At 62.7% G+C, this 12,227-nt stretch carries 8 protein-coding genes; 3 read left to right on the top strand and 5 right to left on the bottom strand.

The genetic code is table 11. The features are described from left to right. Nucleotides 1-42 precede the first annotated feature (42 nt). The gene (locus tag PAN31108_RS22090) at nt 43-744 is read right to left on the bottom strand and encodes a lysoplasmalogenase (protein ID WP_150670914.1); all 702 of its coding nucleotides are present in this window, start codon (nt 742-744) and stop codon (nt 43-45) included. 82 nt (nt 745-826) lie between these two features. Then, entirely contained in the window at nt 827-6,850 is a 6,024-nt protein-coding gene (locus PAN31108_RS22095; protein WP_150670915.1) for an Ig-like domain-containing alpha-2-macroglobulin family protein, read from the bottom strand. A gap of 245 nt (nt 6,851-7,095) precedes the next feature. Between PAN31108_RS22095 and PAN31108_RS22100 the strand changes: the two genes are divergently transcribed. Then, nucleotides 7,096-7,611 carry an FUSC family protein gene (locus PAN31108_RS22100; RefSeq protein WP_150670916.1) on the top strand — a complete coding sequence of 172 codons (516 nt, stop codon included), beginning with the start codon at nt 7,096-7,098 and terminating at the stop codon, nt 7,609-7,611. A gap of 79 nt (nt 7,612-7,690) precedes the next feature. Here the strand turns inward: PAN31108_RS22100 and PAN31108_RS22105 are convergent, their stop codons facing one another. Then, a complete protein-coding gene (locus tag PAN31108_RS22105; RefSeq protein ID WP_069341081.1) occupies nt 7,691-8,185 on the bottom strand; it encodes an Lrp/AsnC family transcriptional regulator in 495 nt (164 codons plus the stop codon). Between the two features lie 141 nt (nt 8,186-8,326). On the opposite strand from PAN31108_RS22105, the gene phhA reads away from it, so the two are divergent. Continuing rightward, nucleotides 8,327-9,172 (top strand): phenylalanine 4-monooxygenase, encoded by an 846-nt coding sequence (gene phhA, locus PAN31108_RS22110; protein ID WP_174995099.1) that lies wholly within the window; start codon nt 8,327-8,329, stop codon nt 9,170-9,172. 310 nt (nt 9,173-9,482) lie between these two features. After that, the gene (locus tag PAN31108_RS22115) at nt 9,483-9,788 is read left to right on the top strand and encodes a 4a-hydroxytetrahydrobiopterin dehydratase (RefSeq protein ID WP_150670917.1); all 306 of its coding nucleotides are present in this window, start codon (nt 9,483-9,485) and stop codon (nt 9,786-9,788) included. 33 nt (nt 9,789-9,821) lie between these two features. On the opposite strand, the gene PAN31108_RS22120 is transcribed toward PAN31108_RS22115, so the two are convergent. Beyond that, nucleotides 9,822-10,274 carry an SET domain-containing protein gene (locus PAN31108_RS22120; protein WP_150670918.1) on the bottom strand — a complete coding sequence of 151 codons (453 nt, stop codon included), beginning with the start codon at nt 10,272-10,274 and terminating at the stop codon, nt 9,822-9,824. A 175-nt stretch (nt 10,275-10,449) separates the two neighbouring features. Next, nucleotides 10,450-11,091: a MarR family winged helix-turn-helix transcriptional regulator gene (locus tag PAN31108_RS22125; protein WP_174995100.1), complete on the bottom strand. Its 642-nt coding sequence runs from the start codon at nt 11,089-11,091 to the stop codon at nt 10,450-10,452. Between the last annotated feature and the right edge of the window lie 1,136 nt (nt 11,092-12,227).

A 12,227-nucleotide genomic window follows, 5' to 3' on the forward strand; every position in this document is an offset into this window, starting at 1 on the left:
GCCACCATTCCCCTCATCCTTTACCGAGCGTTCGTTGCGGTGTCACCGCGACGCCTGCGGCGACGCGCGCACCGCCATGATCCCCGCGACCAGCAGCAATTGCGCGAGCGCGTACAGAATCCAGATGGCGTACTCCTGCGCCGGAATCGTGCCGACGAACGTCGTCGTGCCGATGAGAGCGTCCGATATGGTGAAAAGCAACGCTCCGACGGCAGCCCACTCGCCTCGCAGATCGGCCAGCAGCGCCGCCGACGCCATCATGGCCAACACGATCACGTAGCACGCTACCGGCGCCTTGAGTGCTTCCATGCCGGGCCAGTACATCGCGTATGACAGCGCCGCCGCGATCCACACCACCACAATCGCGACGCGATGCCAGGCGGGGGCCTGCGCCCATGGGCGACGAAGACGCCAGAACAAGGCGAAATACGCGAGGTGCGCCAGCAGGAAGGCGCCGAGCCCCATCACGAAGTTCTGCGCCAGCGACGGGATGGCGAGCAGCACGTCCCCGGCGCCCGACAGGATCAACGCCGCACACAGCCAGACGCGCTCGCGTCGCTCCCGGTGATACATCGCGGCGAAGAGCAGCAATGCGCACAGGAGCGCTTTGGCGACGGCCTGATCCGCATAAGGCGCGCCACGCAGTGAGAGGGCATAAGCCGTTCCCGCGATGGCGGCGAGCCACCAGAAGCGGCGTGCCTCTCGTGGCAGCGCCGCAGCAGGCGCAAAGCTGTTCGACGTCATGTCAGCGCGTCTCCCGTTCGTCGGTGCTCGTCATCATGTCGTGTTTGCCATGTTCGCAGCTGGCGTTACCCATGACCGCGCATCATGGCTTGGCGGGCACCACCTGCACCGGTGCATTCGGCGTCTCGCCATACATCGCCGGCTCGTACATCGCCTCGACGCGCGTGGGCGGCGTAGCGAACTTGCCGACGTTGTTCAGACGCACGGTGTACTCGATGCGATGCTGCCCCTTCGGCAGATAGTCGTAGTACGCCCGGTAAGCGTCCTGCGCGCGCTCCTCGAACGCCGGCATCGCACCATCACGATGCTCACCCTGCGTCGCAATCACCGAATCGCGCCCCAGTCCGCCGCCCAACACCGTCGCACCGCCCGGCAGCGGATCGCTCACCACGACCCAGCGCATGTCAGCCTGCGCATCGATATCGAGACGTACCCGCAACACCGCGCCGCGCACGAAGCTGTCGCCCGAGCGCTCCGCGGCGTCTTGCACCTGAACGCTGCGCGTCACACGGTAGCCGGCGGCGAACGGCGCCTTGAGCGGCACGGCGGCCAGACTCTGGATCGTCGCCCACGGCTTGCCGGCGCCGGTCTGCTCCAGACGCAAGACATCGCGCCCGTTGTCCGTGCCGGCGGCAGCATTCGTCAGCCACGGCAGCGAGACCGTCGGCGGCAACGTGCCTGCCTTGAGCTTGTCCCAATCGACGCTTTGCACGCCACCGCTCGTCTGGTTGTCGCGCTGCCATTGGATCGACGTCTGGCCACTCGGCGTATCCCGTTCGAATCGTGCCGAGAAGCGATCCACGGCCAGACCACCCCAGACGTTGGCCGTCGTCGTCGACCATGCGCCCCGCGATTGCAGGCCCAGCAGACCGATCACCAGACGCGGCATCTCGTCCTTCCACGCCGGGTTGGCGTTCATCAGCAACGCCAGTCGTGCCGCATTGGTTTCCGGACCGACCATGAGCCACCAAAGGCCGTCGCTGCCTTGCGTCGAGAAGCCCACGCGCGTGCCCTGATAGGACAGCCTCGCTCGCAGAATCTGCTCGGCCTGCGCCATGCGCTCGGCCCGCTGCGGCGCGTCGGGCAGACGTTGCAGAATCGCGTACCAGTCGATCACGGCGGAGGTCGGCCAATCGTTCGGCGCGATCGTGAGCGCGCTCAGCATGCGAGCGTTGGCGCGCCCGTAACGCGACAGGGCTTCGATCGCGTTGAGCTGGCGTATGGTCAGGTCGTCACGCGGCGCCCAGAAGCGACGCGTGAGACGCCCTTCCACGAACGCCGTCAGACCGTCCTGCATGCGGGCGAGTGCGTCGTCCGGCAGCCCGTACGCCGGATCGAGCGCCTTCGCCTCGTGGCTCACTGCCAGCAGATAAGCGGTCAACGTGTCGCTGCCCTGATTGGCGAAACCCTCCTGCGGAGGGAAATAGCTCGCAAGGCCGTCTTCATCCAGATACGACGGCAACGTGCCCATCACCCGCTTCCACTGCGCCGTATCTCGCAAGCCGAGCGCCTTGGACGCCTGCTGCTCCAGACAGGCATAGGGATACAGTTCGAACCAGCGCTTCACCCCCGGCAGGCCCTGCGACAGACGCGGCTGCATGTTGATGCGCACCCCACCGCGCAACTTACCCGTGCTGTCGGCGACCGCCCCGGCGGGCGGCGCCATCGGCAGCGTCAGACTGCCTTCGACCTGCATCAGCACCGACTGCTGCACACTCGCGGGTAACGACGGCTGAATGTCCTGCCCCACCTTGATGGCGTCGCTGGCCGCAGGCGCACCGCCGGCGGCCGGTGCCTGCGCACTGACCTCCCATAGCACCCGCTGCGCTCGCGTGTCGGCCAGGCCTGTCGGCGCGGTGACTTCCCACGCCACCTCCCGCGACTCGCCCGCTGGCACATCGACGCGCTGCGGCGCCAGCGTCAGTTGCGTTGCCCGTGCGGTCAACTGCACCTGCATGGCGTGCTGCGTCGTATTGCGCACGGTGAACTGGGCGCGGTAGTTGTCGCCCTCTCGCACCAACGGCGGCAATCCGGAGATCAGTTGCAGATCCTGGGTGGAACGAATCGTCGCGGTGCCCGTGCCGAACCAGCCAAGCGCCTGCGCAGCGGACGCCCCGGGCTTGCCATCGTCCGCCACAGCCACGATGCGGAAGCTCGACAGCGAGTCGTTGAGCGGCACGTCGACCGTCGCCTCGCCCTTGTCGTCGAGCACTACGCGCGGTTGCCACAGCAACAGCGTGTCGAACAGTTCCCGGGTCGGACTCTTGCCCCCGCCGCCGCCGGCAGGCACCGCTTTGCGGCCGTAATGGCGACGACCGATGATTTCCATCTGCGCGGTGGCCGTCGTCACGCTGTAGCTGCGGCGCTGCCACATGGCGTCGAGCAGATTCCAGCTGGTGTTCGGCGCCAGTTCCAGCAGCGCTTCGTCCACCGCAGCGACCGCGACTTCAGCACCGGCGGCCATCGGCTTGCCGTCCGGCTGCGTGACCTTGATACGCACCTTGGCATGTCCACGTACCGGGTACGTCGCCGCATCGGGTTTCACGTCCACGGTCAAACGCTGCCCTGCGGTGCCGACGCGCAACTCGGTCAGGCCGAAGCGATAGGCGGGCTTGCCGAGATCCACGAGACCCGTCGGCGCCTGATACTCGCGCCCCTCGTACCAGAACGCGCGGAACCACTCGAGCGGCTGCTTCCACCCCCACTGGAAGAACGAATACCACGGCACTTCGTGAATGCGGCCGCGAACGGCCAGCACCGACACGTAGACATTGGGTCCCCACGCCGGATCGATCTTCAGCGAGATGTTCGGGTCCTTGCCTGAAATCTCCATCGTGCGCGTCTGCATCACACCCTCGCGCTCGATCGCCACCAGCGCAGTGGCCGAGCGAAACGGCATGCGGACCTGCAATTTGGCCGTCTCCCCAGGCGCGTACGCCCGACGCTCCGGCAACACGTCCATGCGATCGGTGTTGTCGCCGCCGAACCAGACCTCGCCGCGTCCCGTGACCCAGACACCGGTCGTCGACGTGCTCAGATTGCCCTTATCGTCTTTCGCCTGCGCCACCAGCGTGATTTCGCCGGGCTGCGAGAGCGAGACATCGCAAGACAACTGGCCGCGCTCGTCCGTCTTGCCGCTACAGACCGTGCCGAGATCCTTCACTTCCGTGCGATTGTCGTAGGCGTAGAAACCGCCCACCATGCGCTTGCGGCTGCTGGTCGTGATGCGAGCCTCGGCACGCACCTCCATCGCCACGCCGGACTTGGGCTTGCCTTGCAAATCGAGCGCCAGCGCCTTGACCGGCAACTTGTTGGTCACCGACACCCAGCTTTCGCTGCGCACGCCGGTGATCACATTGGCCGGCCACAGCGTCGCGTTGCCGCGAAGCGTCTGAATTTCGCCGTTCGGATCGGCGAAGCTGGCCTCCAGCACCAGATCGCTAGGACGATCCACCTTCGGTAAATCCTTGAGCGTCAGACTGCCCGCGCCATTTCGATCGAGCACCAGCCGCTGCTTGTCCGCCACGAGCTTTTGATCGCTCGATCCCGAACTCTCGTCACTGCCCTGATCCTCGTCGTCCGGTCCGGCGCCTGCCGAAGGCGGACGATACGGCGTGAAGCTGAAATCGTCGTAGCCGTCGAACGTCAGATCGCGCACCCGCATGAGCGCCGACACCCGCACGGGCAAATTGCCGGCAGGACCGCCGGCGACATAATTCACCTGCACGTTCACCGGTGCTTCCGTCTTGTTGATCAGCGGCGACTTGGCAGCGTCGCGTACACCGATCGCGCCGGCCAGCACCGGCAGACGGAACGCCTCGACGCGGAAATGCCCCGCATCGAGCGATTGCGGATAGGTCTTCGGCCGTGAATCGCTGTCCGTGTAATCCAGCGTCACCGCATACTGTCCAAGCTTTGCGCCTTGCGGAATCTGGAAGGTGTTCTCGGCCAACCGGCCGTTACGCCACGTGATGGGCTGGGTGTAGGTCTGCCCCGAGCCCTCGTGCGTTATCGTCAGTTGCGAGGGCAGACTTGCCGGCAACGCCAGCCCCTGCATCGTCTCCTGACGAATGAAGTGCTTCATCGAGACCGTTTCGCCAACGCGGAACAGCATGCGGTCGAAGACAGTCTGCGCGCGAACGGTCGGGGAATTTCCGCCATCGGTGGGCACATGGAAACGCCACGGCTCGATACCGCGATCCCAATCGGACGACACGAACGCCATATCCGGATCGTTGCCCTGCGTGCGCGCGACCACGAAATACCCGGAGCGCCCCGTCTTCTGGCAATACCGGTAACGTTCGAGCGCCTTATCGATCTTCGCCACTCCCGTCTTGTCGGTCACGGCGGTCGCGACTTCACTGCCGTCGCAGTCGAGCACGCGGACCTTGGCGTTGGCGACGGGTTGCCCTTTGTCGAGCGTCGTGACCCATGCCACCGCATTCTCACGCCCCATCTTGAAGTGCACGCCGAGATTGGTGACGAGCACCGTGGTGCGCACATACATCGGCAACGACTTGCCCAGCAGCGCCGCCCCGAGCGATGGCGACGCGAGTTCCACGACGTAGAATCCCGGCTTCTGGAACGGAATGCCCACGACCTCGAACGGACGCGGGTCCTTTTCCTTCGGCACCGGCAACGTGAGCGCCTGAACGCCTTGCAAACCGGAGAGCAACGACAGGCTTCGCGTGTCGTAACGCGTGACCTTGTCTTCGACGATGACCGCCGCGTTGGGTCCGAACGTCTCCTTCGCCGCTGGCCCCGTCAGAATCGACGGCATTTCCTGCGCGATCTGCTTGCGCGTCATCGTGGTTTCGTCGAAGCGCCTTACGCGCGACATCCACGTCAGCACCTCGGCGTCATCGTCCACACGCAACTGCAACGTGCGTCCATTCGCCGCCTCACCCGCCACGCCGAGCCCGCTGATTTGAAGCGCCGGTTCGACCTTGCGCAGCGTGACCGGCAACATCGGCGGCATCCCCGGCTCGGCAAAGCGCTCGACGATGCCGAACGGCGCCGCAGCGAATTTGGCCAGCGGCGGCATTGTCGCCGTCTTGGTCTTGAGCGGGAATTCACTGGCGTTATCGAGCGCACGACCACTGTCGTCCGTAAAACCCTTGGGCAGCGTAAGCGTCAGGTCGGCCTTCTCGGGGAACGGCGCTTCGAATGTGACATCGGTCACGCTCGACGCGCGATCCGAATCCGCGAACTTCGGGGCGCGCTCAGTCCCCGCACCCTCGAGACGAATTTTCGCCACGACATCGCGCGCGACAGGAGCATTGAACGACAGACGCATCGGACGCAGCGGCGTGCACGGCACGTTGGCGTTCTCACGCTCGCAACTGAAGCTCGCGGTGAACGGCTCGCGAACGTCGTATTCGAAACGACGCGCCTGCCTGGTCGGCACCCCCGACGGCGTCGCGATACCCGCGCCCCAGACCAGGTGCATCTTCGCACCAGCGGCGAGCGTGCGATTGCATTGCAGCATCACGACACGCGCCGACGACTTGTCGAGATTGAATCGCTTGAGCAGCGCGGCGCGCGTATCGCCCTCAATCCACTTCACGCCGATGCGTTCACCGACCCCTTCGGTCTCGCACCACGCGTTCCGACGCACGCTATCAGGCGTGGCAGCGCCATTGAGCGTCAGAATGAATATCTGGTTTTCGTCGATGGGACCATACGACGGGCGGATAGACGAGACGGCCGGGCCGCCGGTGTTGAAGGCGTACTTCGTGGTACCGGAAAGCGCGGTGCCCGAGACGGCGGTAAGCCCGCTGCGCATCTCGACGGAGCACTTCGCTCCCGGTGGCAGTGCGTCCTTGAAGTCGTAGACCCAGATCTTGGGTTCGAGCCAATGGCCGTCTCCCGTCACCGACGCCTCGGCGCATCGCACCGTCGCAGGCGCCGTCGCACGAGGGTCGCCGGCCGGCACCATCGCTTCGTCGAACTTGACGACCACCTGATCGACGCCGGCGACCTCGCCCTGCGGGCTGACGCTCACGACGCGCGCGGCCTGCGCCGTCGACATCGCCGCCATTCCAAGACAAAGCGCCGCCCACGCCAACGGCGCAGCCGGCCAGACGCGTTGTGTTCGGCTATGCATGCCGGACTCCTCCCCAGGTTCTGGTCAGACGATTCTACTCCGCGATCCTTGGCATCTCGAACCGTTTCCCAACAGAACCGGGACGGAATTCGATGTTTGGGATGCGCGCCCGGCATCGCTCGGAAATATCCGATCGATCCCCTCGGAATTCGTCTCAATCGTCGAGTCAATCACTGCATGATCGAAGCCGGGCCGGTGCCCTATGTCACACTGGCGTCTTTCCGTAATCGCTGTGTGCGTCTGTCATGTCCGTCGCCTTTCTCCATCCCAAGAAGAACGCACTGGTCTATCTGGTGAAGATTCTCAGCGGTTCGCTGATCGTGTGGTTCGGTCTGCGGGCCGCAGGCTTTCCCGAACCCTACTGGGCAATGATCTCGCTCATCATCGTGACGGAACCCGATCCGTTGCAGGCACGCACAAACTTCAAGGCACGCTCGATCAACACGATTACTGGGGCGATCGTGGCATGTATCGTCTTGCTGATGATGGGACCTGGGCTGGCCGCGATGCTCGTGGGAATCACGATCGCCACGCTGGCCGCGATGCTGGTGCAGAACTATCCGGCGAACTGGCGTCTCGGGCCGGCTACGGTGGTGATTCTGATGTCGGCGGCGCTCAGCGGACAGGGACAGGGCCTGCACGAAGAACTGAGCCTCGCCATGCTGCGTGTGATCGAAGTGCTGGTCGGCTCCACCGTCGCGCTGATCCAGTCGCTGATCTACGGACGTTACGTGAAGCCCTGGCTGATGCCGGAGGACTGAGGGGGCGCAACGGCCGAACGGCCGTCGTGTCGCGCACGGCGAGGCAACGAGGCAGCGAGGCGGCGAACGCCGCCTGCGCTCAGCGTTGCGCCGGCCGGTTGTTCGACAGATAGCTCAGCGGCAGCGCGTTGCTGCGCTTGAACGCGCTCAGCACGATGTTCGAACGCACGTTCTCCACGCCCGGCACCTGCATCAGCCGTTTCATGACGAACGCCGATAGCGCGTTCAGATCCGGCACCACGATTCTCAGCAAGTAGTCCGCCTCGCCGACAACCGCATGACATTCGAGCACCTCGGGCAGCAGATCGATTTCTGCCTGGAAACGCTCGATGACCTGATCGCCATGGTGCTGCAAACGCAGCGTCGTGAAAGCCGTCACCGCCAGACCCAATGCCTCGGGCCGCAACACCACGCGGTATCCCTCGATGACGCCTGCGGCTTCAAGCCGTTGCAGGCGTCGGCCGATCTGCGACGCCGACAACGCCACATGTTCCGCCAACTGGTGATGGGTGGCCCGTCCTTCCTTCTGCAAGGCGTCCAACAGGGCCAAATCGAAGCTATCCAGATCAAGCATGACGATTCTCCGCAATAAATCACATTTTTATGCGAAATTTATGCAAACGACTTTCACCACAGGCGCATTATGCGCCCATTTCGCGGGCCATGCGCAATACACTTTCAATCATTGTCACCACTTGATTGAGACGTTCGTACCATGTCCCTCACCGCCATGCTCCAGGAGCAATTCGACGCCGGTCTCGCGACCCGCCCCGATTTCACCATCGATCAACCCGTCGAGCGATACGGCGCGGTGGATCACGCGGTGTGGCAGCAACTCTACGAACGTCAGACGGCGATGCTGCCGGGCCGTGTCTGCGATGCGTTCATGGACGGCATTCGCGCTCTCGACATGGACGCGCGTCGCGTGCCGGAGTTCGAACGCCTGAACGAAAAACTGACGGCGGCCACCGGCTGGCAAGTCGTGGCGGTGCCCGGACTCGTGCCGGACGACGTCTTCTTCGACCACCTCGCCAACCGGCGCTTTCCTGCCACATGGTGGATGCGTCGGCCGGATCAGCTCGACTACCTCCAGGAACCCGACTGCTTCCACGACGTGTTCGGTCACGTGCCGCTACTCGTCAACCCGGTGTTCGCGGACTTCATGCAAGCCTACGGTAACGCCGGTAAGGTCGCGCAGTCGCTCGGCGCGTTGCCCTTGCTGGCACGTCTGTACTGGTACACGGTCGAATTCGGTCTGATGCGCGACGGCGACGGCCTGCGCATCTACGGCGCGGGCATCGTCTCGAGCCGGGGCGAAACCGAATTCTCGCTGACGTCGCGCGCGCCGAACCGTATAGGTTTCTCTCTCGAACGTGTGCTGCGCACGCAATACCGCATCGACACCTTCCAGCAAACGTACTTCGTGATCGACGACTTTGCCCAGTTGTTCGACGCCATGCGCACCGATCTGCCGGCATTGTTCAAGGCGTTTGCCGAACAGCCGTCGTTCGAGGCCAACGCTCGCCGGCCCGAAGATACGCAAATTCTGCTGCCGGCATGATGGCACGGCCCGCAACCTTTCGGGCCGCGACCTCCAAAAACATTCATCAGCCTTGATCTGCGCCGCATTCGGCGGCGGCCGATTCCGATTTTTCAGATCTGGCGCGCGCAATCGGACAGCGCTGACACACATGCACTGCCCGCCTGTGGAACAATGCTCCGATGAGACGGCACCCAGCCGACTCATCGGGCATTACGTCAGGAACCGCCGAGTCCGCTCACGGCCCTTGACGGGATCGTCACCGGCGCCGCGCTGGCATCGGTGACGCAGATACCGCCCGGCTTGCACTACATGCTTTGAAAGGAATGCCATGACAACACGACTCTCATCCGAGGAACGCGCCACGCTGGCCGAAGTGCTGCCCGAGTGGCATCAGGTCGTCGGCCGCGATGCCATCCAGCGCAGTTTCACGTTTCACGACTTCAACGAAGCCTTCGGCTTCATGACACAAGTCGCGCTCAAAGCGGAAAAGATGGACCATCATCCGGAGTGGTTCAACGTCTACAACCGTGTGGACATCACCCTCTCGACGCACGACGCCGAAGGTCTGACCGCACGCGACGTCAAGCTGGCGCTGGCCATCGACCAGTTCGCCGGCGACCGAACGTCGCGCTGATCCCTCCCGGCACGCCGTGCGTCACGCACATGCTCAGCGCTTCGGCGCGAGCAGCGTGCCGCGACACGCTTTGCTGCCACAGTGGCAGGCGTATTCGCGTTTGAGTTTTGCGGTATAGCGGGCGTCGATCACCAGACCGTAATCGTAAAAAAGCTCTTCGCCCGCGTCGATATCGCGCATCGCATAGATGTAGACGCGCTCCCCCTCTTCTCGCGCCTCGCAGTTCGGCGAGCACGCGTGGTTGATCCAGCGGGCATTGTTGCCGTCGACTTTGCCGTCGATGCAGCGACCGTCTTCCAGGCTGAAATAAAAGGTGTGCGTCGGGTGCGCGGGATCGTGCGGATGGCGACGCAACGCCTCGCGCCACGAAATGATCTCGCCCTTGTACTCGATCACGCGATCCCCCTTCTTGAGACGCTTGACCGCATACACACCCTTTCCGTGCACGCCTGACTTCCTGACTTCGATTCTGCGCTTGGCTGCCATCTCTATGCGATGAGGTTTCGTGGATGCAAAAAAGCGCAGTGTACAGGCACGCGACGGTCATGTGCGTGACAACTCCCGACGAAAAAAAAACGTCACCCGGTCGCGGATGACGTTCTCCCCCTGATTCGCGCCGCTCAGGCATGACGCCCGGGCACAGCGAACACCGGACCGACACTCAGCTCTTGCTGTAGAGCTTCCAGACTTTGTTGCGCGTCGCGAGGTCGGTTTCAACGTGCGCATTGCAATCGAGCGCGAGTCGCGAATCGTCGAACGTGGTATTGAAATGGTTGCAGTGGAACGAACCCTTGCCACGCGCGGCCGTCTCGAAGTGCTCGCACGTCAGACACATGCGCTGCTGCGGCATGTCCCCGCGGCTCTCCATCGTGGAGATGAGTTTGACGAGCATGCGGTAGAGCTGGGCCCGATCCTTCTCGCTGAGCAGATCGGCCGCCGTCGTCACGAAACTCGCCCATTGCGACGCCCGCTTGGCGGATGTGCGGCCTTTCGCGGTCAGACGCAACGCCAGCGCACGACCGTCGTTGGCATCCCGTCGCTTTTCGACAAGTCCCTTGCTTTCGAGCGTACTCACGGCCTCGCTGACCGTGGCCGATGTCAGGGCGGCGTCCTCTGCAATCTCGCCCAATCGCATCGGCACGCCGCGCATGAGCAGGAGCGTGAGAATCTCACCCTGCGTCGGCGTCAATCCAGACAGTGCCGCGCCCTCCCAGGCGTGGCTCCGTAACGCGGTTCCCATGCGCAACAAGCCTGCCGTTACGCGCTTGGAGAGCGCTTCATCAAGTGGGGTCGGGGTAGCCATGATTTTCGTTAGGATTTCTAAAAACTATACGTCGATAAAACAGCTTGTCAAATGAACTCACGGGCGGTGCATCACACGTCTCTACCTTGTGCATCGTATATTTTGGCGCCCCGCCCGGGGGAAACCCTAAGCTACTTCCGTGTCGATACTCGACGGCGAGTCGCTGTTGAACACGCCGCCCCACCACGATTCCATTGTGTGTTCTGAGTTGAATTTTGGCGTATCAGTTCTTGTACTGATCTCCCAAATCCTACTCAGGATGTTTACAAAATATTGGTGTCCTGCGCACTTGCGGAGCGAAGCATCGCACCGAAAAAATCATTTCGCATCCCATGCGAATTACACCGTTTGCTGAATTGGTGTAACGGGTTGCGGCACGCCCAAGCGCGTCGTACCCCGCACCAATTCTCAACTGTCCCGCGAAGCCTCATCAGACGTGGCTCACAGACTTGAGCGATGCATTTTCCGAGCGCAGCGTCCCTATTACGTCCCCTAAGAAAATCTCTCGATATTCGAGACATGTGTGCGTTTCTCGCGACGCGACGAATGGCCGCAGACCGTCCTGCGTTTCGGACAGAACGCAAATGATTTGAAACACAACCGTCGGTCGTCAGTCGTCGAGGGTCGTGTTGTGCGGAAAAAAAGGGAAAGAACTGTTCGGCGGGTCCGCAGGCGAAGGCTTCGGGACACGCGAAGTGAGAAATTTGACGGTACGGACGATGTCGCTCGTTACGGTCAGCAAAACCAACATCATTCACTTCTTACACCACGTACGGCAGATCACACGAAAACAGCGTGGCGAGATTGTAGCCGTGAACCGGTCGGCCAAAGCGAGAACGTCAAAATTATCCACAAAACCCCGTTTTCGGGGGTGTCTTGCACAATATTTAAGCGCCTGTGGATAACTTTCTGGATAACTTATCGAACTAGTTGTGCATGGGTTCGGGATAAGTCGCGAATGTTTCCACAGGGGCCAAAAACTGTTCAGAGTTGTTCTTCGGATACCCGCTGTTTTTCCATCCAGTTCTCATTCCGGCAACTTCCTGTTTACACAACGTTAACTGTGGTTATCCACAGGAGTTGGCTGCCTTTGTTAACTACTACTATGTATACATACAGTAAACCTATTAAAACCT

This window comes from Pandoraea anhela (assembly GCF_902459655.1).
In the GTDB taxonomy this organism is placed as follows: Bacteria; Pseudomonadota; Gammaproteobacteria; order Burkholderiales; family Burkholderiaceae; genus Pandoraea; species Pandoraea anhela.